The sequence below is a fragment of the Ensifer sp. ENS03 genome (assembly GCF_014852035.1).
In the GTDB taxonomy this organism is placed as follows: Bacteria; Pseudomonadota; Alphaproteobacteria; order Rhizobiales; family Rhizobiaceae; genus Ensifer; species Ensifer adhaerens.
In genome coordinates this window covers 57,081-82,793 of record NZ_JACVAV010000001.1, presented here as the reverse complement: position 1 = coordinate 82,793, position 25,713 = coordinate 57,081, and the positions used below count along the sequence as shown (strand labels likewise).

The following is a 25,713-nucleotide window of genomic DNA, read 5'->3' as shown; positions in this document are numbered from 1 at the left end:
CGGAGATGTCGAAAGCACGCGATTCATTTCTCCGCACCGGCTTCGTGCATGCAGCGCTCATCGCCTACACGCTCATCTCGCTGTTTCCGGTGTTCCTGACGATCATCAACTCGTTCAAGGATCGCAACGCGATCTTTCGGGCGCCGCTGACGATCCCGACGCCGCAGACCTTCAGCCTGATCGGCTATCAGACGGTCCTCGGCCAGGGCGACTTCGCCACCTATTTCCAGAACAGCTTCATCGTCACGATCGTCTCGATCGCGCTGGTTCTGCTCTTCGGGGCGATGGCCGCCTTCGCGCTGTCGGAATACCGCTTCCGTGGCAACACGCTCATGGGCCTCTATCTCGCGATCGGCATCATGATCCCGATCCGTCTCGGCACCGTCGCCATTCTGCAGGGCATGGTCGCTGCCAACCTCGTCAACACGCTGACGGCGCTGATCCTCGTCTATACAGCCCAAGGCCTGCCGCTCGCGATCTTCATTCTCTCGGAGTTCATGCGCACGGTCTCCGATGACTTGAAGAACGCCGGGCGCATCGACGGGCTGTCGGAATATTCGATCTTCTTCCGCCTGGTTCTGCCGCTCGTCCGTCCGGCCATGGCAACCGTCGCGGTCTTCACGATGATCCCGATCTGGAACGACCTCTGGTTCCCGCTGATCCTCGCGCCGGCGGAAACCACCAAGACCGTGACGCTCGGCTCGCAGATCTTCATCGGCCAGTTCGTCACCAACTGGAACGCGGTTCTGGCGGCGCTGTCGCTCGCCATCCTTCCGGTTCTCGTCCTCTACGTCATCTTCTCGCGGCAACTGATCCGCGGCATCACGGCAGGAGCAGTCAAGTGAGTGCAAGCAGCAAACCGGTCCGGGTCCTCGTCGCGGGGCTCGGCAACATGGGGCGCAGCCATGCGCTCGCCTATCACAACAATCCCGGCTTCGAGATCGTCGGCCTCGTCAACCGCTCGAAGGTGCCGCTGCCGGAGGAACTGAGCGGCTACACGATCCATCCGGACTTCAAGACGGCCCTGGCCGAATTGAAGCCCGAGCTCTGCTCGATCTGCACCTATTCGGACAGCCATGCGGACTTTGCGGTCATGGCGTTCGAGGCCGGCGCCGACGTCTTCGTCGAAAAGCCGCTCGCAACCACCGTCGCCGACGCCCAGCGCGTCGTCGCGGCTGCGAAGAAGCACGGCCGCAAGCTGGTGATCGGCTACATCCTGCGCCATCACCCCTCGTGGATCCGGCTGATCGCCGAAGCGCGCAAGCTCGGCGGTCCCTATGTCTTCCGCATGAACCTGAACCAGCAGTCCAGCGGACCGACCTGGGAGACGCACAAGTCGCTGATGAAGACGACGTCGCCGATCGTCGATTGCGGCGTGCACTATGTCGACGTCATGTGCCAGATCACCGATGCCAAGCCGGTGGAAGTGCGCGGTATGGGGCTCCGTCTCTCCGACGAGATCGCGCCTGACATGTACAATTACGGCCACCTGCAGGTGATCTTCGAGGATGGTTCGGCCGGCTGGTATGAAGCCGGCTGGGGGCCGATGATCTCGGAAACCGCCTTCTTCGTGAAGGACGTGATGTCGCCGAAGGGATCGGTGTCGATCGTCATGGACCAGAATGCCAAGTCCGACGACATCGACATGCACACAAAGACCGCGGTGATCCGGCTGCACAACGCCGAAACTGGTCCCGATGGCCGCTTCCTGAAAGCCGACGAGGACCTGAAGATGGACGGCGAGCCCGGCCACCAGGAACTCTGCGACCGCGAGCAGGCCTATGTGCTGAAGGCCATTCGCGAAAACATCGACCTCGACCGTCACATGAACGACGCCGTGCAGTCGCTACGCATCTGCCTTGCCGCAGACGAAAGCGTGCGCACCGGCAGACCAGTCAAACTTTAAAGGGGGCAACCAGGTGGGATCGCTTCAACTCAAATCCATCCGCAAGGCCTACGGTAGCCATGAGGTGCTGAAGGGCATCGACCTCGAGGTGAAGGACGGCGAGTTCGTCATCTTCGTCGGCCCGTCGGGCTGCGGCAAGTCGACCTTGCTGCGCACCATCGCTGGCCTCGAGGACGCGACCTCCGGCAGCGTGCAGATCGACGGCACGGAAGTCGGCCACGTGGCGCCCGCCAAGCGCGGCATCGCCATGGTGTTCCAGTCCTACGCGCTCTATCCGCACCTGTCGGTGAAGGACAATATGGGCCTTGGCCTGAAACAGGCCGGCGCTCCGAAGGCGGAGATCGAGGACAAGGTCGGCAAGGCTGCGAACATGCTGTCGCTCGATCCCTACCTCGCCCGTCGCCCGGCCGAGCTTTCGGGCGGCCAGCGTCAGCGCGTGGCGATCGGCCGCGCGATCGTGCGCGAACCGAAGCTCTTCCTGTTCGACGAGCCGCTTTCGAACCTCGACGCGGCGCTGCGCGTCAACACCCGGCTTGAGATTGCCCGGCTGCATCGAAGCCTGAAGGCGACGATGATCTACGTGACCCACGACCAGGTGGAGGCGATGACGCTCGCCGACAAGATCGTCGTCCTCAACGCCGGCAAGATCGAGCAGATCGGCTCGCCGATGGATCTCTACAATCGCCCGGCCAACGTCTTCGTCGCTGGCTTCATCGGCTCGCCGCAGATGAACTTCATCGAAGGCGCCCGGCTCGGCGATGTCAAAGCCAAGACGATCGGCATCCGCCCGGAGCACATGGCGCTTTCACGCGAGAGCGGCGACTGGAAGGGCAAGGTCGTGCATGTCGAGCACCTCGGCGCCGACACCATCGTCTATATCGATTCCGAGCAGGTCGGCACCATCACCGTCCGCCTCTTCGGCGAACATCGCTACGCGCCTGACGACATCGTCTATGCGACGCCGACGGTCGGTGCCATGCACCGTTTCGGCGACGACGACCGCGTCCTCGCCTGATGCGTTTTGAGGCTAAGGCCTCATCACAGCTGCGTGAAAACCGGCCGCCACGGGACTAACCCCTTGTGGCGGCTGAATTATTTTTTGAATAGCCGTGCTGAATGACTCTGTTGCGCTGCAAAGCGATTTAACATACATTTGTGTTTGTATATTAGCTTTCCGGTATTTTCCCCAAGCGATACCGGTTCCGCTCCCCTTCACTTCCGGACCGCACGGGCACCTTGCGAGATGCACCTGTCGCCTGCGGTCACCGAATATGGACATCGCTATGCGCATGAACCGACCGACACTGGCCGCCGCCTTGGCAACTGTGATTCTTCTTTCCGGCTGCCAGAAAGAGGAAGCACAACAGGGCGCCGCCGCATTCCCACCGTCCGCCGTCGCGGTCTTCACGACCAAGACCGAAACCCTGCCGATCACCAACGAGCTTCCGGGCCGCATCGCCGCGACCCGTGTCGCCGAGGTTCGTCCGCGCGTTTCCGGCATTGTCGTCGAACGCGTCTTCCAGCAGGGCTCCAAGGTCAACGCCGGTGACGTGCTCTACCGCATCGATCCCGCCCCCTTCCGCGTCCAGGTCGAAAAGGCAGAGGCCACGCTTCGGCGCGCCCAATCCATTCGCCAGCAGGCCCAGCAGAAGGCCGATCGCCAGGAGCAGCTGAAGAAGGCGAACGTCGTCGCCGCGCAGCAGCTGGAAGATGCGGCTGCGCTGCTTGCGACGGCCGACGCCGATGTCGCGATCGCCGAAGCCGGCCTCGCTGCGGCCAAGCTCGACCTGCAATATGCCGACGTGACGGCACCGATCAGCGGCCGCATCGGCCGTGCGCTGATTACCGAAGGCGCGCTCGTCAGCACCAACAGCTCGGAAAATCTCGCGACGATCCAGCAGCTCGACCCGCTCTACGCGGACTTCACCCAGTCGGCGACCGACCTCATCCGCCTGCGCAAGGCGCTTGAGGACGGCCAGATGATGAACGGCGACGGCGAGGAAGCCGAAGTCCAGCTCGTGCTCGACGACGGCACCACCTATGAGCACAAGGGCAAGCTCCTGTTCTCGGAGGCCGCCGTCGACGCGACGACCGGCCAGGTGACCCTGCGCGGCGAATTCCCGAACCCCGACAACGACCTGCTTCCCGGCATGTATGTTCGCGTACTTGTGCAGCAGGGCGTCGAGAAGGACGCGATCACCGTTCCGCAGCAGGCCGTCCAGCGCAACAACGCCGGCCAGTCGCAGGTTTATGTCGTCGGCGCCGACAACAAGGTCGAGTTCCGCAACGTGACCCTCGGCCGCACGATCGGCACCCGCTGGCAGGTGACCTCCGGCATCAAGGCCGGCGAAAAGGTCATCGTCGAAGGCTTCCAGAAGATCGGCCCCGGTGCCCCCGTCGAGCCGACGGACTGGAACCCGGACGCCAAGCCGACTGCCGAAGCAGCGCAGACAACGGCCGCTGCCGACGAAAAGCCTGCCGAAGCTACAAAGTGAGTTTGATTGATGCCTAGTTTTTTCATCGACAGGCCTATTTTTGCCTGGGTGGTGGCGATCTTCATCATGGTCGCCGGCGTCATTGCGATTCCGCTTCTGCCGGTATCGCAGTATCCTGACGTCGCGCCGCCGCAGATCTCCATCAACACGAGCTACCCCGGCGCCTCGTCGCAAGACACCTATCAGAGCGTCACGCGACTGATCGAAGACGAGCTGAACGGCGTCGAAGGCCTGCTCTATTTCGAGTCGACCTCCAGCGCCTCCGGCTCGGTCGAAATCAGCGCCACCTTTGCACCGGGCACCGACCCGGGACAGGCGGCCGTCGACATCCAGAACCGGGTTCGCCGCGTCGAACCGCGCCTGCCCGATTCGGTCAAGCGCCAGGGCGTGCAGGTCGATGAAGCCGGCTCCGGCTTCCTGATGATCGTGGCTCTCACCTCGACCGACGGCTCGATGGACGCCATCGGCCTCGGCGACTATCTAAGCCGCAACGTGCTTAGCGAAATCCAGCGCGTGCCCGGCGTCGGCCGTGCGCAGCTGTTTGCCACGGAACGCTCGATGCGCGTCTGGCTCGATCCGGACAAGATGCTGGGTCTGAACCTGACGGCTGCGGACGTGACCAATGCGATCACGGCGCAGAACGCCCAGATCGCTTCGGGCTCGATCGGCGCACAGCCGAACCCGATCACCCAGCAGATCAGCGCGCCCGTCGTCGTCAAGGGCCAGCTCGAAAGCGCCGAAGAGTTCGGTGCGATCGTGCTTCGCGCCAATCCGGACGGCTCCTCCGTCCGCCTGCGCGACGTTGCCCGCATCGAGATCGGCGGCGAAAGCTACGCCTTCTCGACGCGCCTGAACGGCAAGCCGTCGGCGGCTATCGCCGTCCAGCTTTCGCCGAGCGGCAACGCCATGTCGACCTCGGCCGCCATCAAGGAACGCATGGACGAACTGGCGAAGTTCTTCCCGCAGGGCCTCGAATATTCGGTTCCCTACGACACCTCGCCCTTCGTCGCCGTTTCCATCGAGAAGGTGCTTTCGACGCTGGTCGAAGCGGTCGCGCTGGTGTTCATCGTGATGTTCCTGTTCCTGCAGAACATCCGCTACACCATCATCCCGACGCTCGTCGTGCCGGTGGCGCTCCTCGGCACCTGCGCGGTCATGCTGGCGATGGGCTTCTCGATCAACGTTCTGACCATGTTCGGCATGGTGCTGGCGATCGGCATTCTCGTCGACGATGCGATCATCGTCGTCGAAAACGTCGAACGCATCATGTCCGAGGAAGGGGCAACGCCGAAAGAAGCCACCCGCAAGGCGATGAAGCAGATCACCGGCGCCGTCATCGGCATCACGCTGGTTCTCGCCTCGGTGTTCATTCCGATGGCCTTCTTCCCGGGCGCGGTCGGTGTGATCTATCGCCAGTTCTCGCTGACGATGGTCGTCTCGATCCTGTTCTCCGCACTTCTCGCTTTGTCGCTGACACCGGCGCTCTGCGCGAGCTTCCTGAAGCAGGTTCCGAAGGGTCATCATCACGCCAAGCGTGGCTTCTTCGGTTGGTTCAACCGCTCGTTCGACAAGACGTCGCACGGCTATAGCGGCATCGTGAAGCGCCTGGTCCACCGGACCGGCCGCTACATGATCGTCTATGTCGCGGTGCTCGCCGGTCTCGGCTGGCTGTTCATGAAGCTGCCGTCGTCGTTCCTTCCGGACGAAGACCAGGGCTTCGTGATCGTCATGATGCAGCTGCCGTCGGAAGCAACGGGCAACCGCACGACCGAGGTGGTGGAGCAGGCCGAGAAGATCTTCGGCCAGGAAACGGCAGTCGAACGCATCATCGCGATCAACGGCTTCTCCTTCTTCGGTACCGGCCAGAACGCAGCGCTCGCCTTCGTGACGCTGAAGGACTGGAAGGAACGTGACGCCGACAATGCCGCACAGTCGATCGCCATGCGGGCGACGATGGCGATGAGCCAGATCAAGGATGCGATCAGCTTCGCGCTGTCGCCGCCGGCGATCCAGGGCCTCGGCACCACCGGCGGCTTCTCGTTCCGCCTGCAGGACCGTGGCGGTCTCGGCCAGGCGGCGCTGTCGCAGGCCCGCGACCAGCTGCTCGGCATGGCTGCTGAGAGCAAGGTGCTCTCCGGCGTCCGCTTCGAGGGCATGCCCGATGCGGCTCAGGTCAGCGTCACGATCGATCGCGAGAAGGCGAACACCTTCGGTGTGACCTTCGCCGATATCAACTCGACGATCTCGACCAACCTCGGCTCGTCCTACGTCAACGACTTCCCCAATGCCGGACGCATGCAGCGCGTGACGGTGCAGGCGGACGAAGGTCAGCGCATGCAGACCGCCGACCTCCTGAACCTCAACGTCCGCAACGCCAATGGCGGCATGGTGCCCCTGTCGGCCTTCGCGACGGTGGAGTGGGTCAAGGCGTCGACCCAGACGATCGGCTACAACGGCTACCCGTCGGTCCGTATCAGCGGCGAAGCCGCCCACGGCTACTCTTCGGGTGACGCGATCGCCGAGATGCAACGGCTGGCGGGCCAGTTGCCTGCAGGCTTCGGTTACGAATGGACCGGCCAGTCGCTGCAGGAAATCCAGTCCGGCACCCAGGCGCCTCTCCTGATCGCGCTGTCGTGCCTTCTGGTGTTCCTGTGCCTTGCAGCCCTCTATGAGAGCTGGTCGATCCCGGTGGCGGTGATCATGGTCGTTCCGCTCGGCGTCATCGGTTCGGTGCTCGCCGTGATGATGCGCGACATGCCGAACGACGTCTACTTCAAGGTTGGCCTGATCGCGATCATCGGTCTCTCGGCGAAAAACGCGATCCTGATCATCGAGTTCGCCAAGGAACTGCGTGAGCAGGGCAAGTCGCTGATCGACGCGACGCTGGAGGCGGCACATCTTCGCTTCCGGCCGATCCTGATGACGTCGCTAGCCTTCACGCTCGGCGTTCTGCCGCTGGCAATCGCCACGGGTGCCAGCTCCGGCAGCCAGCGCGCCATCGGCACGGGCGTCATGGGCGGGATGATCTCGGCAACGGTGCTCGCTATCTTCTTCGTTCCTGTCTTCTTCGTGTTCGTCACGAAGCTCTTCAGCCGAAAGAAGGTGGAGAACACACCGACAGCCGCAGAAAACCCGACACCCGCCGAATAAAACAAGACTGGACGGCCCGCCTCTGGCGGGCCGTCGCATGAGGAGGAATGAATGCGCCGAACAAAGGCCGATGCAGAAGCAACAAGACAGAAGATCCTGAGCGCCGCCGAGCGCGTCTTCTACGAAAAGGGCGTCTCGAACACGACGCTCGAAGAAATAGCCAAGGCCGCCGGCGTGACCCGTGGCGCCATCTACTGGCACTTTGCCAACAAGACCGACCTGTTCCTCGCGCTGCACGACGCTGTGCCCTTGCCGCAGGAAGACATGGTCGCCCGCGAGATCGAAGCGGAAGCTGCCGATACACTCTCCATCCTCGAAGGTGCCATGGGCGACTGGCTGGATGTTCTGGCCGCCGACGAGCAGCGCCAGCGCATTCTGACGATCATGCTGCGCACCAATTACGACGGCGACCTGGGCGAGGTCCTCGCCCGCCAGAAGGAACTCGACGAGCACCACAATGTCGTGCTCGAACTCGCTTTTTCCCGCGCGCTCGCCAAGGGGCAGATGCACGAGACCTGGACCCCCGCCTCCGCGACGCGGACCCTGCATTGGATGATGCTCGGGCTCTGTACGGAATGGCTGCTGTTCGGCCGCACCTTCGATCTGACGGCCGAGGGACGCGAGGGCCTGAGCCGGCTCTTTGCCAGCTTCCGCGCGCCGGCCGTTACCGCGACCGCCGTCGTAGCCCGCCTGTAACAGCTGTAGCCGGCACCCCTGTGAGTACCGGCTACATGAAGCGCCTTCCAGAACCCTCTAGCTGAACACGACCGTCTTGTGACCGTTGAGCATGACGCGCCGCTCCAGGTGCAGCTTGACGGCGCGCGCCAGCACCCGGCTTTCGATGTCGCGGCCGGTGGCGACGAAATCTTCCGCCGTCAAGGCATGGCTGACGCGTTCGGTTTCCTGTTCGATGATCGGGCCTTCGTCGAGGTCCGGCGTGACGTAGTGCGCCGTCGCCCCGATCAGCTTCACGCCACGCTCATGCGCCTGATGATAGGGCTTGGCGCCCTTGAAGCTCGGCAGGAACGAATGGTGGATGTTGATCGCCTTGCCGTAGAGGCGCTTCGACAGATTGTCGGAAAACACCTGCATGTAGCGGGCAAGGATGACGAGATCGGCGCCGGTCTCCTGGACCAGTCGCAGAAGCCTTTCCTCCTGCTCGGCCTTGTTGTCCTTCGATACCGACCAACAGTGATAGGCGAGCCCTTCGGCTTCGGCCGTACGCCGGCTGTCTTCGTGGTTGGAGACGATGGCGACGACCTCCGCGTTCAACCAGCCGACACGGATCTGGTAAAGCAGGTGCAGGAGCGCATGGTCGAACTTGGAGACGAGGACCAGGATCTTCGGCTTGACCGCAGCATCCGTAAGCGTGGTCCGCATCTGGAAACGCTCGACCGCCGGGCGAAGCGCCCGCTCGACATCACCAGCCTGAACGCTCGCTGCAACCTGGAAGGCGATGCGCATGAAGAAGCTGTTGGTCTTGGTATCCCAGAACTGGTTGCTCTCGGCGATGTTTGCGCCAAGGGCGGCAAGCTCCGTGGTGACGGCGGCGACAATGCCGGGTTTGTCGTCGCAGGACAGGACAAGAATGAAGGTCTTCGGCGCCATGATCTCCTCCGATTGCAGCCGTTTCGGATGAGGCTCGAGCCCCTTCCCAAAGGCTGCCTATGAGGAGTTGAACGCGCCGGCAATCGTTCCGGCTGCGACGACTGACGCTTTCTATCATCCTGATGGAAAGGCGCCCGGGAGCATGGAATGCCCCCGGGCGCTGCAAGATTCGTCGCATTCGGCTTTTGAGGTTTTCTGAGAGGTTTCCATCAAAAACCCGGTGTGCACCGACTAGATCAGTGCGCCTCGTCCCAGTTGGTCGCCGCGCGCGCATCGACCTTCAGCGGCACCTTCATGTCGAGCGCCGGCATGGCGGCGTTCTCCATCACCGAGACGACAACCGGAATGGTGTTTTCGACCTCGGCGTCCTCGACCTCGAAGATCAGTTCGTCGTGCACCTGCAGCAGCATGCGGGCCGAAAGCTTCGCCTCGGCCAGCGCCGGCTCCATCTTCACCATGGCGCGGCGGATGATGTCGGCGGCCGAGCCCTGGATCGGCGCATTGATCGCGGCGCGCTCGTTGAAGGCACGGTGCGACGGGATCGACGAGCGGATGTCCGGATAGTGGGCGCGGCGACCGAAGATCGTCTCGACGTAGCCGTGCTCGCGGGCAAACACCTTGGTGCCCTCCATGTAGTCGCGGATGCCGGGGAAACGCTCGAAATAGCGCTTGATGTAGTCGCTGGCTTCGGAGCGCTCGATCGACAGCTGGTTGGCAAGGCCGAAGGCGGAGATGCCGTAGATGATACCGAAGTTAATCGCCTTGGCGCGCCGGCGGATTTCGCTCGGCATGCCCTCGACCGGAACGCCGAACATTTCCGATGCGGTCATCGCATGAATGTCGACGCCATCGGCAAAGGCCTGGCGAAGCTGCGGAATGTCCGCAACATGGGCAAGCACGCGCAGTTCGATCTGGCTGTAGTCGGCCGAGACGAGCTTGTGGCCGGGCGTTGCGATGAAGGCGGTGCGGATCTTGCGGCCTTCGGCGGTGCGCACCGGAATGTTCTGCAGGTTCGGATCGGACGACGACAGGCGGCCGGTGGTCGTGGCGGCAAGCGCATAGGACGTATGCACGCGCTTCGTCTCCGGATGGACGAAGCCCGGAAGCGCATCGGTATAGGTGGACTTGAGCTTGGTCAGCTGTCGCCAGTCGACGATCTTGCGTGGCAGTTCGTGGCCTTCGGCTGCCAGGTCTTCCAGAACCTGTGCCGAGGTCGACCATTGCCCGGTCTTGGTCTTCGAGCCGCCGGCAAAGCCCATCTTGCCGAAGAGGATATCGCCGAGCTGCTTCGGCGAACCGATGGTGAAGGTTTCGCCAGCGAGCTTGTAGATCTCGTCCTCGAGCCCGGCTGCGCCCTGGGCGAGCTCGCCCGAAAGCCGCGAGAGGATCTGGCGGTCGACGGTGATGCCGCGGTCTTCCATGCGTGCCAGAACGGCAACCAGGGGTCGCTCCAGCCGCTCATAGACGCGCGTCAGCCCCTTGGCGGCCAATCGAACCTTCAGGATATGCCAGAGCCTGAGCGTGACGTCCGCATCCTCAGCCGCGTAAGCGGTTGCCCGGTCGATATCGACGAAGTCGAAGGTCACCGAGGATTTGCCGGTTCCGGTGATGTCCTTGTAGGCGATCGGCTTGTGGTTCAGCCAGCGCTCAGACAGCGAGTCCATGCCATGGGTGCCGTTGCCGGCATCGACGACGTAGGACATCAGCATCGTGTCGTCGAAGCTTTCGACGGTGATGCCGTGCCGCTTCATCACGAGGTAATCGTATTTCAGGTTCTGGGCGACCTTGAGGACCGAAGGGTCCTCCAGCAGGCGCTTCAGCCGGCTCAAGGCTTCTGCGACCGGGATCTGGTTTTCGGCGAGCCCGCCGCCGAGCAAGTCGCCGACGCCGGTCTTGTGGATCAGCGGCACATAGGCCGCCCGGATCGAGGCGCCGGTCGGGTCGGCCTTGTGGTCGGCGATCGCCAGCGAGAAGCCGACGAGGTCGGCCTGCATTGCATCGAGCGAGGTCGTTTCCGTGTCGAAGCCGACGACACCGGCTTCGCGCGCGTCCGATATCCACCGGTCGAGAGTGGCGATGTCGCGGATCGTCACATAGGCGCTCTGATCCATCGGCGCCTTGGCGAAGATTTCAGCGCGTGCCGCAGCGAGCGCCTCGGGCGTCGCGTCCGCGCCATTCGCTTCGCCGGCACGCGACAGGACGGCGGCGGCTTGCGCGGCCTCGCCACGGGCGGCAGCCGCGGTGGAGGAGCCCTCGCTGACCTTTTCCGCCCCATCTCCCTTGTCGAGATCAGGGCCCCGCGCCTCGGCGCCCCATTCTACCGGCACCAAGGCTGCTTCAACGGCATCGGCGTCCGTACCGGTCGCGGCGGCGACGCGACGCGTCAGCGTTGTGAATTCCATCGCCTTCAGGAAGGCGATCAGCTTCGGACCGTTCTGCGGCTCGAGGCTCAGCTCTTCGAGCGGAACGTCGAGCGGCGTGTCGGTCTTGAGTTCGACGAGCTGGCGCGACAGACGAGCGAGATCGGCATTGGCGATGATGTTCTCGCGGCGCTTGGCCTGCTTGATCTCGCCGGCGCGGGCCAGCAGCGTTTCGAGATCGCCGTACTCCTCGAGCAGCTGTGCCGCCGTCTTCGGGCCAATGCCGGGAATGCCCGGGACGTTGTCGGTGGAGTCACCGGTCATCGCCTGCAGGTCGATCATCTTTTCCGGCGGCACGCCCCATTTCTCGATCACTTCCGGGATCGAGATCTGCTTGTCCTTCATGCTGTCGTACATCGACACGTTCGAGGTCACGAGCTGCATCAGGTCCTTGTCGGACGAGACGATGGTGACGCCGGCGCCGGCGGCTTCTGCAAGCCGGGCGTAGGTGGCGATCAGGTCGTCGGCCTCATAGCCTTCCTTCTCGATGCAGGGCAGGTTGAAGGCGCGGGTCGCGTGACGGATCAGCCCGAACTGCGGGATCAGATCTTCCGGCGGCGCCGTGCGGTTCGCCTTGTACTGATCGTAGAGCGCGTTGCGGAAGGTCTTCGACGAATAGTCGAAGATGACCGCGAAATGGGTCGGCGTGACGCCGACCGAGGTGTCGCGCGCATCGGTGAGCAGCTTCCACAACATGTTGCAGAAACCCGATACCGCGTTGACCGGAAGGCCATCGGATTTGCGGTTGAGCGGCGGGATGGCGTGGAACGCCCGGAAGATGAATCCGGAGCCGTCGACGAGGAAGAGATGATCACCGTTTTTCATGGGCAAATGGATAGCGCGGGGCAAGCCAAAGGTCCATTGCGGTTTTCCCGCCAGACACTACATTCTCCACCGGTCGCGGTGGCCGCGATCGCCACCGCGGATTGCGAAAACGGGGGCTGATTTCGCCTTGGGATCGAGCGCCAAAAGGCTTCGCAAGCGCCCGTTCGGCTTCACGCAAACGTTACATATTTGTAATGTCCGATTCAGCCCCGGTATCCTTGAAAAGCCACATTTGAATCCTCAAATCTTACTCAACGGCACCGAGTGATGCCGTCTTCTGGTGATTGGCCTGTCCCCCGCCCGCACCAGATGAGGACAAAGGCCTTATCCCCCTCTCCGGGCCTTTGTCCCGTTTTCAAAAGACCGTCACGGCGCCGCCTCCGCACCGTGACGGTTTTTTGTTTCTGCCGTCCGATCACCTCCGCTCAAATCCCGGTGAGACCCGACGGTCTCAAGGTCCATCGCTTGCATTGTAACTTGTCTTCATGGCGGTTCGGGCGTACCGATAGGCATGGCCTTCAATCGTATGGAATCTGCGACCTACCTGGCCAGCCTGCTGGCCAAGAGCTTTTCGCGCGCGCTTCACGAGCGCGGCCAGAAGCTTGGTTTCGCGCCCGGTCAGTTTCCCATCCTGCTCGAGCTTTGGGCCGAGGAAGGCCTGACGCAGAAACAACTGCTCGATCGCCTCGACATCGAACAGGCGACGATGGCAAACACGCTCTCGCGCATGGAGCGCGACGGGCTCATCCTCCGCCGCAAGCATCCGCAGGACAAGCGCTCGCAGCAGATCTACCTCACCGAAAAGGCAAAGGAGATGGAGGCGGCCGCCAAGGAGGCAGCGCTTGCCGCCGACCAGTCGCTGCTTGCCGGCCTCAGGAATTTCGAACGCGAACTGATGCTCGAATATATGCGCATGGCGCTCGCCAACGTGGCACGCAGCGACAGTCGCGCCTGACGCACCACCCCCTCTGATCATTCCATCAAAAAATTTGGCTTAAAGCGGGCGTTCGCCCGTTCTAAAGCAGGGGCAGACGCGTCGATCCGGGCGCCCCGGCGCTCACCTTGCCGACGCGCCAGGCTCTCCGTTCACCGTCACCTGAGACCTCTGCCCAAAATCGCTCAAATCGATTTCGCTTTGGCGGCACATGCAGTAGGTTCCGGCGAAACTTGAAGCAAGGATATGCATGATGGCTGACATCACCCCCGTTCTCGAACGCGCAGACGCCAACCTGCCAAGGAGCCTCGACCGGCTGTTCGACCTCGTTCGGATCAAGTCGATCTCGACCGACCCGGCCTTCAAGGCGGAATGCCGCAAGGCGGCCGAATGGCTGGTGGCCGAACTCAACAGCCTCGGCTTCACCGCATCGGTGCGCGACACCCCCGGCCATCCGATGGTCGTCGCCCACCATGACGGCGCCAAGCCCGATGCGCCGCATGTGCTGTTCTATGGCCACTATGACGTTCAGCCGGTCGATCCGCTGAACCTCTGGGACACGGATCCGTTCGAGCCCGGCATCAAGGAAATCGAACCCGGCCGCAAGGTGATCACCGGCCGTGGCACGGCTGACGACAAGGGCCAGCTCCTGACCTTCGTCGAGGCGGTGCGCGCCTACAAGGACGTGCATGGCGCCCTGCCCTGCCGCGTCACCATCCTGTTCGAAGGCGAAGAGGAATCCGGCTCGCCGTCGCTGAAGCCCTTCCTCGAAGCCAATGCCGCCGAACTCAAGGCCGACTATGCGCTGGTCTGCGACACCAGCATGTGGGACCGCGATACGCCGGCGATCTCCGCTGGCCTGCGCGGCCTCGTCGGCGAAGAAGTCATCGTCCGGGCTGCCGACCGCGACCTGCATTCCGGTTATTTCGGTGGTGCTGCCGCCAACCCGATCCGCATCCTCACCACCATTCTCGCCGGCCTTCATGACGAAAACAGCCGCGTGACGCTGCCGGGCTTCTACGAAGGTGTCGAAGAGACTCCGGCCCAGATCAAGGCGGCCTGGGAAACGCTCGGCCAGACGGCAGAGAAGTTCCTCGGCGAAATCGGCCTTTCGATCCCGTCGGGTGAAAAGAACCGCTCGGTGCTGGAACTGACCTGGGCGCGGCCGACCGCGGAAGTCAACGGCATCACCGGCGGCTATACCGGCGAAGGCTTCAAGACGGTGATTGCGGCCGAGGCCTCAGCCAAGGTCTCCTTCCGCCTGGTCGGCAACCAGAACCCGGAAAAGATCCGCGAAGCCTTCCGCGCCTATGTGCGCTCCAAGGTTCCGGCCGACTGCTCGGTCGAGTTCCATGCCCATGGCGGTTCGCCAGCGATCCATCTTCCATACGAATCGCCGCTGCTCAACACGGCGAAGGTGGCCCTGTCCGACGAGTGGCCGAAGCCGGCCGTCATCATCGGCATGGGCGGCTCGATCCCGATCGTCGGCGACTTCCAGAAGATGCTCGGCATGGAATCGCTGCTCGTCGGCTTCGGTCTTTCCGACGACCGCATCCATTCGCCGAACGAGAAGTACGAGCTGCAGTCCTATCACAAGGGCATCCGCTCCTGGATCCGTATCCTCGACGCGCTCGCCGCCTGATGATCGGTGCGGGACGGGGCGCGATTTTCTGCGCGCATCCCGCCCGAGCCACTTGACCCCGGAAGCCGTGGCGGAGCTCTCCGCCACGGCTTCTTTGCTTTGGTTGCGTGGCTGGAGATGATGCAGCCCTCGCGCGCAAGCGCTCCATCGACGCGCATGCATCGCTGCCTGATCGATGGGATGTCCACGCTTTACCGTTTCCCCTTCACTGTTTCCCGGCGGTTTCTCCGTTGTCGGCGGGCCGTCAATCCTTGACCTCCGGGGTCTCAGGTGCTTCCTTTTTGTGAAACAAATCACAAAGGGAAATCGGATCGTTGGCAAGGGTAAGGACCGAAGCGTCGCGCTGCGGGCGTGACGTTATGACAAAGCGGCTCAGAAAACTGAACGTCTCCGCTCGGAGAAACCCTCCGGCCGCTGCAACGGAAGTGTCCTTGAAACAACCCCGCCACGCCCTCGCATCCATCGCGGCACCGGCATGAAGCGGCTGCAGACCTATTTCTGGCCCGTTGTCGGCCTTCTGGCGATCCTGTTTTCAGTGAACGCGCTCTATCATGAGCTGCGCGGCCTGTCGTTCGACGAGTTTCTCGCAAGCTTCAATGCGATTTCGCTGAGGAGCTGGCTTCTGGCGATCGGCTCGACGCTCCTCGCCTATGCGGCTCTGGCGGCCTACGACCGACTTGCGCTCGACCACCTCGGCCACCGCATTTCGCTCTGGTTCATCACGCTCTGCTCGTTCACGACCTACGCGCTGTCGCACAATCTCGGCGCCTCGGTGTTCTCCGGCGCGGTCGTGCGCTACCGCGCCTACCGCTCCAAGGGGCTTTCCCCGGGCGAAGTCGGCGTTCTCGTCGCCTTCTGCTCCTTCACCTTCACGCTCGGGACCTTGGTTCTATCGGCCGTCGTGCTTCTGGTACGGCCCGACATCATCGAGCGTTTTGCCGAGTTCCTGCCGGTCGAAATGTCGCTCACGACCGGCGTGCTCATCCTCATCGTCATCGGGCTCTATGTCATCGGCAGTCTCGTCGGGCTGCCGTCGTTCCGCACGCGCTGGTTCCAGCTGCACTACCCGAAGCCGAAGATCGTTTTCCGGCAGCTGGTGATCGCTCCGGTGGAGCTGATCGGCGCCGCCGGGATCATCTATTTCGCCCTACCGGAAGCGGGAAATCCGGGCTATATCGTCATTCTCGGGATCTTCCTTGCGTCCTTTTCGGCAGCCCTTCTGTCGCATGCGCCCGGCGGGCTTGGCGTACTCGAGCTGATTTTCATCGCCGCCTTGCCGGAAATGGACCCGGCTGCCGTGCTTGCGGCGCTTGCGATCTTCCGGCTGCTTTACCTCGTCATCCCGTTCGTGCTTGCGCTGATCGTGATCCTGGTGTTCGAGCGGGCGCGTTTCGTGGCGGAGCGCCAGCCGCCGAAGGGAAGCGACCTCCCCTAGGCGAAGAGACCGCGTCCATCACGGATATCAGGGCGCGTTGCAAACAGTGGGCAGCGCCTGTTCGAGCGGCCCCTTCACCTCGTGCAGGCGCGCCGCTTCGATCTGGTAGGGTGTAAACGGCGGCACCTGCAGCGACGGATTGATGATGCGGGCGACATAGCAGCCGGCGAAGAACCGCACCCGCCCCCGCTTCTCGATCGATTTCACCGCGACGGGAACGGCGGAATAGATGCTGCCCGCCCCGGCCTCCGTCTTCACCTTGCCGACCGTGATCTCGACAGACACCGTGCGCTCATAGCCGCGGGTGAAGGCCTTGAAGCCGCCGACGGGTTTCGATTCGCCGAAATAACCATAGGCGCGGGCATATTCCTTGCGGTTGACGGCGTTGTAGAGCGAGCGGACGAGCGCGGCCCCATCGGACCGGTCATCGACATAGGCGACGCTGTCCTGCGCCAGAGCTTCGCCATTCAAGGCTGCAAATGCGCCGAGGGCAAAGACGGTGGATCGAAGCTTCATGGCAGTCCTCCTTTGTCGTGCGGGCAGCCGAACACAACAATGAGGCGAAGCCATAGCAGGATTCGCGAGTGGATCGATAACGACATAGGCCAGCCACCGTTCGGCGCGGCACCGGCGATCCGTTTGACCTCAGTAAATTTGGGAGGCGGTGGGCGGCGTCACGCCGATGAGCAGAAAGCCGCGGGCATAAGCGCAAAATGAAAAGAGCCCCGTGTGGGAGGAGGTACACGGGGCTCTCGAACTTGATCGGCAGCTGGGAGGAGGAGTGCCGCCGATCCGCATCGGGCGCCGCGGGAGGAGGTGCAGCGCTTCGATAAGTCGTACAATAATTATGCGTCGCAACAATTTCAAGACATAATTTTGCACTGCACAAAATCGTGAAGGAAAGGCAGGGCCAAAAGCATCGTCCCTGACGTCGGATCGCGGATGGTGCATCCGGAGGACCACCGCGACCGATAACCTCATAGAAACCACAACTACTGATGGCAGGTTCCTTTTGTTCAGCTTTTTCGACATACATCTACGTGTAAGCCAAGAATAACTTTTCACTCAGTAATTGCAGGCGCTCAAATGAAATTGCTGCTCCAGATTCCGACCGCCCTCATCGTTGTCCTGATCCTTGCGACCTGGCTTGCCAGCCTCCGTCTCGTGGTGCTGCCGCCCGGCTCCCTCAAGCTCAAAGCGATGACGGCCCTCGTTTATCAGGGACATGGCTTCCGTCTGATCGACAGCCCGCTCGGCATGTGCGGCCGTCGGGCCCACCCGGCCGCCGACTGCGAGGAGGTGGCCATGAACCATCTGGGCAAGCGGGTGCTGCTGCGGATGCCTTTCAGCCAATGGCTCTACGATTTCACCGATCCCTATGCGGTGAGCCCCACGGCATCGGTCGAAGAGACTCCGCTTCGAAACGCCATCCAGTGAGAACCGGCGAGTACAGGCTCGGACCTGGAGGCGCATGCGCGCCTCAGCGTCAAGGTTTTGAACCATCAGGCTTTTTCACAACGACTTTCTTAACCACCCCTTAAATTGCCGCATTTAAAGTTCACCCGGTCGCCGTGGCGGATGGGCGTGGGACGCCGTTACCGCCGTCGAAATCGATTGGCCGCAACGATAGCGCCAAGGGCCACCGCTGGGCGGTGAGGGATAGATCAAACGGCATGGCAGCAAGCGGCAGGTCAGGACAGCGGATCGAGCCCTCGTTCGGCGGAAACGAGGACGATGACGACGACGATTTTCGCGTCGAGGCCAGCGACCGCGTGACCACGAGCCGCAAGGCGCCACGCGGCAAATCTTCCGGCCAGACCAACAGGAGCAGCGGCAAGAAGAAGCCAGCCGGCAAGCGCGGCGGCGGCCGTCGCGGCTCCGGTGGCGGTGGCTTGGTCGGCCTTGTCCGCACGTTGTTCTACTGGTGCATCGTGCTCGGCATCTGGGGCGCGATGGGCGTCGGCGGCCTGGTGCTCTACTACGGCGCGCGCATGCCGAGCGCCGAAAGCTGGTCGATCCCCGATCGCCCGCCGAACGTGAAGATCCTTGCCGTCAGCGGCGACATCATCGCCAACCGCGGCACCACGGGCGGCGAAGCGCTTTCGCTCGAAAACATGTCGCCCTATATCCCGCAGGCAGTCATCGCCATCGAGGACCGGCGCTTCTATTCCCATTTCGGCATCGACCCCTTAGGTCTGGCCCGCGCCATGCTGACGAACGTCACTACGGGCCGCATGGTCCAGGGCGGCTCGACGCTGACGCAGCAGCTCGCCAAGAACCTGTTCCTGTCGCCGGAGCGCACGCTGGAGCGCAAGGTGCAGGAAGTCTTGCTCGCCTTCTGGCTCGAGCAGAAATATTCCAAGGACCAGATCCTGGCGATGTATCTCAACCGGGTGTTCTTCGGCTCCAACGCCTATGGCGTCGAAGCGGCCTCGCGGCGCTACTTCAACAAGTCGGCACGCGACGTGAACCTCGGCGAGGCGGCCCTGCTCGCGGGCTTGCTCAAGGCCCCTTCGCGGCTCTCGCCGGCGCGTGATCCGAAGGCGGCGGAAGAGCGCGCCCAGATCGTGCTGGGCGCGATGCGCGAGGAAGGCTTCGTCACCGACAGCGAGATCAAGACGGCGATGTCGCAGACGCCGACCAAGGCCAAGAGCTACTGGTCGGGCGCCGAGCATTATGTCGCCGATATGGTGATGGACCAGCTTCCGGGCATGATCGGCGAGATCAAGGAAGACCTGGTCATCGACACGACGATCGACCTCAATCTCGAAAAGAAGGCCGAGGAAGTCATTGCCGCGACGCTGGACGCCGACGGCAAGAAGCTCGACGCCTCGCAGGCCGCCCTCGTCTCGGTCGACGGCACCGGCGCCATCCGGGCGCTCGTCGGCGGCAAGGACTATGCCGAGAGCCAGTTCGACCGCGCCTCCAAGGCCAAGCGCCAGCCGGGCTCGGCCTTCAAGCCCTTCGTTTATGCCGCCGCCATGGAGATCGGCCGCACGCCGATGTCGATCCGCAATGACGGTCCGGTCCGGATCGGCAACTGGACGCCGGAGAATTACGACCAGAAATATCGCGGCGAGGTGACGCTTGCCGATGCGCTCGCCAACTCGCTGAACACCATCGCAGCCCAGCTGGTCATGGAGGTCGGTCCTTCCAACGTCGTCAAGGTCGCGCACCGCCTCGGGATCGATTCCGAGATGCAGGCAAACGCCTCGATCGCGCTCGGGACGTCGGAAGTGAGCCTCGTCGAACTGACCTCGGCCTATGCCCCCTTCATGAATGGCGGCTTCAAGGCGACGCCGCACGTGATCCGCCGCATTTCCAAGGCGGACGGAACGGTGCTCTACGAAAACACCTACGACAACCCGCCGCGCGTGCTCGATCCGGCGATCGTCAGCGAGATGAACCAGATGCTGCTGCGGGTGCTGACCAAGGGCACCGGCAAGAAGGCGCAGCTGAAAGGCTGGGAAGCGGCCGGCAAGACCGGCACGACGCAGTCCTTCCGCGACGCGCTGTTCGTCGGCTACACCTCCAACCTCACGACCGGCGTCTGGTTCGGCAACGACGACGGCAAGTCGATGAAGAAGGTCACCGGCGGCGGCCTGCCGGCCAAGGCCTGGCACGATTTCATGATGGCGGCCCACGAAGGGCTTTCGCCTTCGCCGCTGTTCGGGACGACCGGCGTGCAGCCGGTCTTCGACGACGGCACCGCGCCGCCCCCAGGCGACCTGATGTCCGGCGACCCGGAAGCCTTCCCGGAAGCACCCGTCGGCGTCGATGGCGGCGTCGCGGTCGGGCAGCGTCCGGTCGACCAGGGCGGCGCCCCGTGGGGCGGCCAGACGGCGGACCAGGGCAACGGCGGCCTGGTACCGCCGGCCGATGTCGGCCAGACGACCGGGGCCACGCGCCGCACCACGCTTTTCGATATTCTGACCGGCGGCTGAGCCGCCCGTGAACCTCGATTTGACAGGGGATCCGGCCTGTAGGCAGGCTGCGGCCGATGGCCCATTTCGGGCTAGACAAATCCCGGGCTTGCTTTTGCCCCCAAACGCCCCGCAGAATGCCTTGCAGTCCGAAACGCCGGTCCTTATATACGCCGCATCGGCGCAGTCTAAGCTGCGAAGAAATCCAAAGACCATCCCGTTAGGGGCTGTCTCACGAATGCCTGACCGGGTTCCGACAGTCCGCTGCAAGGAGAGAACGACATGGCTAAAGTTATTGGTATTGACCTGGGAACGACCAACTCCTGCGTCGCCGTCATGGACGGTAAAGACGCGAAGGTGATCGAAAATGCCGAGGGTGCGCGCACGACCCCCTCGATGGTGGCATTCAGCGAAGACGGCGAGCGTCTCGTTGGCCAGCCGGCCAAGCGCCAGGCTGTCACCAATCCGGAAAACACGCTTTTTGCGATCAAGCGCCTGATCGGCCGGACCTTCCAGGACCCGACCACGCAAAAAGACAAGGACATGGTTCCTTACAAGATTACCAAGGCCGACAATGGCGACGCCTGGGTCGAAGCGCACGGCACGGATTACTCCCCGTCGCAGATCTCCGCCATGATCCTTCAGAAGATGAAGGAAACGGCCGAATCCTACCTCGGTGAAAAGGTCGAGAAGGCCGTCATCACCGTTCCGGCCTACTTCAACGACGCCCAGCGCCAGGCAACCAAGGATGCCGGCAAGATCGCCGGTCTCGAAGTTCTGCGCATCATCAACGAGCCGACCGCGGCAGCGCTCGCCTACGGCCTCGACAAGAAGGACGGCAAGACGATCGCCGTTTACGACTTGGGTGGTGGTACCTTCGATATCTCGGTTCTCGAAATCGGCGACGGCGTCTTCGAAGTGAAGTCGACCAACGGCGACACCTTCCTCGGTGGCGAAGACTTCGACATGCGTCTCGTCCAGTACCTCGCCGGCGAGTTCAAGAAGGAACAGGGCATCGACCTGAAGAACGACAAGCTCGCTCTTCAGCGCCTGAAGGAAGCCGCTGAAAAGGCCAAGATCGAGCTGTCCTCGTCGCAGCAGACCGAAATCAACCTGCCCTTCATCACGGCTGACGCTTCCGGTCCGAAGCACCTGACGATGAAGCTGACCCGCGCCAAGTTCGAAGCGCTTGTCGACGACCTGATCCAGCGCACCGTCGCGCCGTGCAAGGCAGCCCTCAAGGATGCCGGCGTCTCGGCTGCCGAGATCGACGAAGTCGTTCTCGTCGGTGGCATGAGCCGCATGCCGAAGGTGCAGGAAACCGTCAAGCAGCTGTTCGGCAAGGAGCCGCACAAGGGCGTGAACCCGGATGAAGTGGTCGCCATGGGCGCCGCCATCCAGGCCGGCGTTCTGCAGGGCGACGTCAAGGACGTTCTCCTGCTCGACGTCACCCCGCTGTCGCTCGGCATCGAAACGCTCGGTGGCGTCTTCACCCGCCTGATCGAACGCAACACGACGATCCCGACCAAGAAGTCGCAGACCTTCTCGACCGCCGACGACAACCAGTCGGCCGTGACGATCCGCGTCTCCCAGGGCGAGCGTGAAATGGCTGCAGACAACAAGCTGCTCGGCCAGTTCGACCTCGTCGGCATTCCGCCGGCACCGCGCGGCATGCCGCAGATCGAAGTGACCTTCGACATCGATGCCAACGGCATCGTGCAGGTTTCGGCCAAGGACAAAGGCACCGGCAAGGAACACCAGATCCGCATCCAGGCATCTGGCGGCCTCTCCGACGCCGACATCGAAAAGATGGTCAAGGACGCCGAAGCCAACGCTGAGGTCGACAAGAAGCGTCGCGAAGGCGTGGAAGCCAAGAACCAGGCCGAAAGCCTGATCCACTCCAGCGAGAAGTCGCTGAAGGATTACGGCGACAAGGTTTCGGAAACCGACCGCAAGGCGATCTCCGACGCGATTGCCGCGCTGAAGACCGCCGTCGAAGCCTCCGAGCCGGACGCCGAAGACATCAAGGCCAAGACCAACACGCTCATGGAAGTTTCCATGAAACTCGGCCAGGCGATCTACGAAGCGCAGCAGACGGAAGCCGCTCATGCGGATGCCGCCGCCGACGCTGCCCGTGACGGCGATGTCGTCGATGCCGACTACGAAGAAGTCAACGACGAAGACGATCGCAAGCGTTCGGCCTAAGTCGCCCTTCAAACAGACGGAAAAGCCCGGGTTCGCCCGGGCTTTTTTGTTGCCGGTCTCGCCCGTCAGGGCCTGCAATATCGGCGATCGGCACTGTGACTTGCCGCAAACGTACCTTTTCCGACAAAAAACCGTATCTACCGCCGTTCGGGCTATGGTATCGCGCTTCAAGGTTTACTAAATCGGTGGCAAGGTAAACGGGCAGCCGCCGAGCCATCGCGCTGGCTTGCCAACAGGATAATCTTCTACGAATGAAACGTGATCTCTACGAAACGCTTGGTGTTGCCAAGAACGCCGACGAAAAGGAGCTGAAGAGCGCCTTCCGCAAGCTCGCGATGAAGTATCATCCGGACAAGAACCCCGGCGACGCGGCAGCGGAGAAGACCTTCAAGGAAATCAACGAAGCCTACGAGATGCTCAAGGACCCGCAGAAGCGGGCGGCCTATGACCGCTACGGTCATGCGGCTTTCGAGCAGGGCGGCATGGGCAACGGCTTCGGCGGCGGTGGCGCCGGCGGTTTCTCCGACATCTTCGAAGACATCTTCGGCGAGATGATGGGCGGCGGGCGCCAGCGGCGCTCATCAGGCGGCCGCGAGCGCGGCGCCGATCTTCGCTACAACATGGAGATCTCGCTCGAGGAAGCCTTCGGCGGCAAAACGGCGCAGATCCGCGTTCCGACCTCGATTACCTGCGACGTCTGCACCGGCTCCGGCGCCAAGCCGGGCACCAGCCCCAAGACCTGCGGCACCTGCCACGGCTCCGGCCGCGTGCGCGCCGCTCAAGGCTTCTTCTCGATCGAACGCACCTGCCCCACTTGCGGCGGGCGCGGTCAGACGATCACCGACCCCTGCGGCAAGTGCCACGGCCAGGGCCGGGTCACCGAAGAGCGCACCCTCTCGGTCAACATTCCGGCCGGCATCGAGGACGGCACGCGCATCCGCCTTTCGGGCGAGGGCGAAGCCGGGCTTCGCGGCGGACCGTCGGGCGACCTCTACATCTTCCTTTCAGTCAGGCCGCATGAGTTCTACCAGCGCGACGGCGCCGATCTCTATTGCAGCGTGCCGATCTCGATGACGACGGCTGCTCTTGGCGGCAAGTTCGACGTGACGACACTCGACGGCACCAAGTCGCGCGTCACGGTTCCCGAGGGCACCCAGGCCGGCAAGCAGTTCCGCTTGAAGGGCAAGGGCATGCCGGTGCTGCGCTCGGCGCAATCGGGCGACCTCTACATCCAGATCCAGATCGAAACGCCGCAGAAGCTGACCAAGCGCCAGCGCGAACTGCTGCAGGAATTCGAGGAGATCTCCTCCAAGGACAACAATCCGGAATCGACCGGCTTCTTTGCCCGGATGAAGGATTTCTTCGATACGCTGAGCGACTAAGGCTTCAAGCCCGACGACTTCTGCAGTGCCGCGCGCCGGAAACGGTTGCGCGGCGCTTCTATTTCAGAGCAAGGCCATGAGCTGCCACAGCCCGGCCAAAACGAGCGCTGCCCCGGCGATGCGGGACAGGATCCTGCCGCCGGGCACGACCTTCTCCGCCAGAACGAAGATGGCGATCGCGGCGATCCACAGCACGTTCATCACCCCGCCGACGAACAGCAGCGCCATCAGCGCCCAGCAGCAGCCGACGCAATAGAGCCCGTGCCGCACACCGAGGCCGAAGGCACCGCCCGCTTCCCGACGAAAGCCGCCGTGGGACTGGATGAAAAGCAGCGGCGCCTGGCATTGGCTGAGACAGCGATCCTTGAGCGGCGTGAACTGGAACAGGCCGACAGCAATCAGCACGATGCCGCTGAGGACCGCACTGGCGCTTGCAAGCGCCGGCGTGAGCAACAGGGCGCGATCGAGCAGCCATTGCCCGAGAACGGCGACGAGCGCGAACAGGATCCAGGCCGACAGATAGCCGGCGGCAAAGAAACCGGTGGCGGCAAAGGGCTTGCCCTGTTGGGCGGCCTTGCGGCCGACACGGGCATAGAGCAGGATCATCGGCGTCGCCGACGGCACCATCATGCCGACCATCATTACGGCCCACATGACGAGGGCATAGGCGAAGGTCGTGGCGGACCAGGGAGCGGCAACCGCGCCCGCCATCGATGCCATGGCGCCCTGCTGTGCCTCCATGGTCATGGGTTTGTCCGCCGGCATGTCCATGGGCATATCCATGTCCATGCCGGAGCCCATATCCATGCTGGCTGAAGGAGCCGGGGGACCAGCCATGTCCATGGCCGACGCCAGCCACAGGATGTAGAGCCAGCTGATCGCCGTCAGGGTGACCAGCGCCGCCACGACGATGACGCGGTCACGTCTAAGCAGGGTTTCGAGCGCCGTGTCTCCCATCGGCGTCAGTGGATCACGCCGCTTTCGGTCAAATGCATCCGGGCGAAATGGGCATGCGAATCCGCAAGCGCCAAAGTCAGCGGCCCTTTCGTATCGGCCCATCCGCGCCCGACTTCGCAAATGTCGTATTCGAAGCCATGGGGGAGATTGATGCGCGCCTGATGGGCGGCGCCGGTCACGGGATTGAGGATCGGCTCGCCGCGTGCGGCGATCCAGCCCGGTACGTTCAGCCGCGCCGTTCGGGCGCCAACATCAACCTCGAAATCGATCTCGGCAAAGACCGGATCGTGCATGGTTTCGAAGGTGGTTGCGAAGACCTGGAAGAAGGTCGCGCCGGGTTCCGTATCCTCGCCACTCATAATGCGCAGCAGCGCGCCCCGCTGTTCGTCCGATGCGCGGCTGTCGACGATCGGCACCACCTGCCCCCTGCCCTCATGGATCGCGCCCGGCCAGGCGGCGATCAGGCCGCCGCGAAGCCCATCGAGCCGCGTGTCGCCGTGATAGCCTTCCTCGATCTCGAAGGCGCCGACAGCGCTGCAATGGCCTTGGGTCGGCAGAGCGTTGAACTGGCAGGGGCAGCCATAGGCGCAATTGCAATGAATGAACTCACGCCCCTTCATCATCCATCTGACACTCGTCATCGTCTCCTCCTGAGATCTGATCGGTGTTCGTCTCGCGGTTCCCCGCAAACGGATGCCTTTTATTAGAATAGAAAAATATACTCTTCTCCGCCGCCGATGCCAACGGCAGGCGATGGGCAAAGGCGGGAACACGACAGCGCCGTGGGTCGGTCGGACCCGCGGCGCTTGGATGATCAGGTTTCGAGCTCTT

18 protein-coding genes are annotated in these 25,713 nt (G+C 63.1%); 13 read left to right on the top strand and 5 right to left on the bottom strand.

Translation table 11 applies throughout. The annotated features are described in order from the left end of the window. Positions 1 to 5 precede the first annotated feature (5 nt). From IB263_RS00385 to IB263_RS00360, 6 genes are all read left to right on the top strand, one after another. The gene (locus IB263_RS00385) at positions 6 to 845 is read left to right on the top strand and encodes a carbohydrate ABC transporter permease (protein WP_060609508.1); all 840 of its coding nucleotides are present in this window, start codon (positions 6 to 8) and stop codon (positions 843 to 845) included. Further along, positions 842 to 1,906, top strand: a complete 1,065-nt coding sequence (locus tag IB263_RS00380; RefSeq protein ID WP_110818580.1) for a Gfo/Idh/MocA family protein — start codon at positions 842 to 844, stop codon at positions 1,904 to 1,906. The genes IB263_RS00385 and IB263_RS00380 overlap by 4 nt, the downstream gene beginning before the upstream one ends. 13 nt (positions 1,907 to 1,919) lie before the next feature. Continuing rightward, positions 1,920 to 2,921: an ABC transporter ATP-binding protein gene (locus IB263_RS00375; RefSeq protein ID WP_113186909.1), complete on the top strand. Its 1,002-nt coding sequence runs from the start codon at positions 1,920 to 1,922 to the stop codon at positions 2,919 to 2,921. A 256-nt stretch (positions 2,922 to 3,177) separates the two neighbouring features. Continuing rightward, a complete protein-coding gene (locus IB263_RS00370; RefSeq protein ID WP_034804880.1) occupies positions 3,178 to 4,401 on the top strand; it encodes an efflux RND transporter periplasmic adaptor subunit in 1,224 nt (407 codons plus the stop codon). Positions 4,402 to 4,410: 9 nt separating this feature from the next. Beyond that, entirely contained in the window at positions 4,411 to 7,551 is a 3,141-nt protein-coding gene (locus tag IB263_RS00365; RefSeq protein ID WP_034804897.1) for an efflux RND transporter permease subunit, read from the top strand. 51 nt (positions 7,552 to 7,602) lie between these two features. Next, the gene (locus IB263_RS00360; RefSeq protein WP_034804901.1) at positions 7,603 to 8,247 is read left to right on the top strand and encodes a TetR family transcriptional regulator; all 645 of its coding nucleotides are present in this window, start codon (positions 7,603 to 7,605) and stop codon (positions 8,245 to 8,247) included. 57 nt (positions 8,248 to 8,304) lie between these two features. On the opposite strand, the gene purU is transcribed toward IB263_RS00360, so the two are convergent. After that, positions 8,305 to 9,159 carry a formyltetrahydrofolate deformylase gene (gene purU / locus IB263_RS00355; protein WP_051659688.1) on the bottom strand — a complete coding sequence of 285 codons (855 nt, stop codon included), beginning with the start codon at positions 9,157 to 9,159 and terminating at the stop codon, positions 8,305 to 8,307. Positions 9,160 to 9,395: 236 nt separating this feature from the next. Next, positions 9,396 to 12,404, bottom strand: coding sequence for a DNA polymerase I (gene polA / locus IB263_RS00350; protein WP_192437344.1), 3,009 nt, complete (start codon positions 12,402 to 12,404; stop codon positions 9,396 to 9,398). Between the two features lie 511 nt (positions 12,405 to 12,915). Here polA and IB263_RS00345 point away from each other — a divergent pair. The 3 genes from IB263_RS00345 (at position 12,916) to IB263_RS00335 (ending at position 16,415) form a co-directional block, all read left to right on the top strand. Then, the gene (locus tag IB263_RS00345) at positions 12,916 to 13,359 is read left to right on the top strand and encodes a MarR family winged helix-turn-helix transcriptional regulator (RefSeq protein ID WP_034804907.1); all 444 of its coding nucleotides are present in this window, start codon (positions 12,916 to 12,918) and stop codon (positions 13,357 to 13,359) included. A 229-nt stretch (positions 13,360 to 13,588) separates the two neighbouring features. Beyond that, positions 13,589 to 14,980: a M20/M25/M40 family metallo-hydrolase gene (locus IB263_RS00340; protein ID WP_090296151.1), complete on the top strand. Its 1,392-nt coding sequence runs from the start codon at positions 13,589 to 13,591 to the stop codon at positions 14,978 to 14,980. A 475-nt stretch (positions 14,981 to 15,455) separates the two neighbouring features. Further along, positions 15,456 to 16,415, top strand: a complete 960-nt coding sequence (locus IB263_RS00335) for a YbhN family protein (RefSeq protein ID WP_034804910.1) — start codon at positions 15,456 to 15,458, stop codon at positions 16,413 to 16,415. A 27-nt stretch (positions 16,416 to 16,442) separates the two neighbouring features. On the opposite strand, the gene IB263_RS00330 is transcribed toward IB263_RS00335, so the two are convergent. Then, entirely contained in the window at positions 16,443 to 16,931 is a 489-nt protein-coding gene (locus IB263_RS00330; protein WP_060609516.1) for a hypothetical protein, read from the bottom strand. Positions 16,932 to 17,501: 570 nt separating this feature from the next. On the opposite strand from IB263_RS00330, the gene IB263_RS00325 reads away from it, so the two are divergent. The 4 genes from IB263_RS00325 (at position 17,502) to dnaJ (ending at position 23,925) form a co-directional block, all read left to right on the top strand. Further along, entirely contained in the window at positions 17,502 to 17,852 is a 351-nt protein-coding gene (locus IB263_RS00325) for a hypothetical protein (RefSeq protein ID WP_192437342.1), read from the top strand. Between the two features lie 236 nt (positions 17,853 to 18,088). Beyond that, positions 18,089 to 20,359, top strand: a complete 2,271-nt coding sequence (locus tag IB263_RS00320) for a transglycosylase domain-containing protein (RefSeq protein ID WP_112770710.1) — start codon at positions 18,089 to 18,091, stop codon at positions 20,357 to 20,359. A 261-nt stretch (positions 20,360 to 20,620) separates the two neighbouring features. Further along, complete coding sequence (gene dnaK, locus IB263_RS00315) at positions 20,621 to 22,543, top strand: molecular chaperone DnaK (RefSeq protein WP_034804922.1); 1,923 nt, start codon at positions 20,621 to 20,623, stop codon at positions 22,541 to 22,543. Between the two features lie 251 nt (positions 22,544 to 22,794). Beyond that, positions 22,795 to 23,925 carry a molecular chaperone DnaJ gene (gene dnaJ / locus IB263_RS00310; protein ID WP_034804924.1) on the top strand — a complete coding sequence of 377 codons (1,131 nt, stop codon included), beginning with the start codon at positions 22,795 to 22,797 and terminating at the stop codon, positions 23,923 to 23,925. A 63-nt stretch (positions 23,926 to 23,988) separates the two neighbouring features. Here dnaJ and IB263_RS00305 read toward each other — a convergent pair whose 3' ends face one another. Both IB263_RS00305 and IB263_RS00300 read right to left on the bottom strand, forming a co-directional pair. After that, on the bottom strand, positions 23,989 to 24,882 hold the full coding sequence (locus IB263_RS00305; protein WP_192437339.1) for a DUF2182 domain-containing protein: 894 nt from the start codon (positions 24,880 to 24,882) through the stop codon (positions 23,989 to 23,991). 5 nt (positions 24,883 to 24,887) lie between these two features. Beyond that, positions 24,888 to 25,523, bottom strand: a complete 636-nt coding sequence (locus IB263_RS00300; RefSeq protein WP_034804927.1) for a DUF1326 domain-containing protein — start codon at positions 25,521 to 25,523, stop codon at positions 24,888 to 24,890. Positions 25,524 to 25,713: the final 190 nt, after the last annotated feature.

What these genes read in the sequence shown, in the direction of transcription:
- IB263_RS00340 (WP_090296151.1), top strand. Translation starts at nt 13,589, where the DNA reads ATGATGGCTGACATCACCCCCGTTCTCGAACGCGCAGACGCCAACCTG.
- IB263_RS00305 (WP_192437339.1), bottom strand. Translation starts at nt 24,882, where the DNA reads ATGGGAGACACGGCGCTCGAAACCCTGCTTAGACGTGACCGCGTCATC.
- IB263_RS00385 (WP_060609508.1), top strand. Translation starts at nt 6, where the DNA reads ATGTCGAAAGCACGCGATTCATTTCTCCGCACCGGCTTCGTGCATGCA.
- dnaJ (WP_034804924.1), top strand. Translation starts at nt 22,795, where the DNA reads ATGAAACGTGATCTCTACGAAACGCTTGGTGTTGCCAAGAACGCCGAC.
- IB263_RS00325 (WP_192437342.1), top strand. Translation starts at nt 17,502, where the DNA reads ATGAAATTGCTGCTCCAGATTCCGACCGCCCTCATCGTTGTCCTGATC.
- polA (WP_192437344.1), bottom strand. Translation starts at nt 12,404, where the DNA reads ATGAAAAACGGTGATCATCTCTTCCTCGTCGACGGCTCCGGATTCATC.
- IB263_RS00360 (WP_034804901.1), top strand. Translation starts at nt 7,603, where the DNA reads ATGCGCCGAACAAAGGCCGATGCAGAAGCAACAAGACAGAAGATCCTG.
- dnaK (WP_034804922.1), top strand. Translation starts at nt 20,621, where the DNA reads ATGGCTAAAGTTATTGGTATTGACCTGGGAACGACCAACTCCTGCGTC.
- purU (WP_051659688.1), bottom strand. Translation starts at nt 9,159, where the DNA reads ATGGCGCCGAAGACCTTCATTCTTGTCCTGTCCTGCGACGACAAACCC.
- IB263_RS00370 (WP_034804880.1), top strand. Translation starts at nt 3,178, where the DNA reads ATGGACATCGCTATGCGCATGAACCGACCGACACTGGCCGCCGCCTTG.
- IB263_RS00345 (WP_034804907.1), top strand. Translation starts at nt 12,916, where the DNA reads ATGGCCTTCAATCGTATGGAATCTGCGACCTACCTGGCCAGCCTGCTG.
- IB263_RS00365 (WP_034804897.1), top strand. Translation starts at nt 4,411, where the DNA reads ATGCCTAGTTTTTTCATCGACAGGCCTATTTTTGCCTGGGTGGTGGCG.
- IB263_RS00320 (WP_112770710.1), top strand. Translation starts at nt 18,089, where the DNA reads ATGGCAGCAAGCGGCAGGTCAGGACAGCGGATCGAGCCCTCGTTCGGC.
- IB263_RS00300 (WP_034804927.1), bottom strand. Translation starts at nt 25,523, where the DNA reads ATGACGAGTGTCAGATGGATGATGAAGGGGCGTGAGTTCATTCATTGC.
- IB263_RS00335 (WP_034804910.1), top strand. Translation starts at nt 15,456, where the DNA reads ATGAAGCGGCTGCAGACCTATTTCTGGCCCGTTGTCGGCCTTCTGGCG.
- IB263_RS00330 (WP_060609516.1), bottom strand. Translation starts at nt 16,931, where the DNA reads ATGAAGCTTCGATCCACCGTCTTTGCCCTCGGCGCATTTGCAGCCTTG.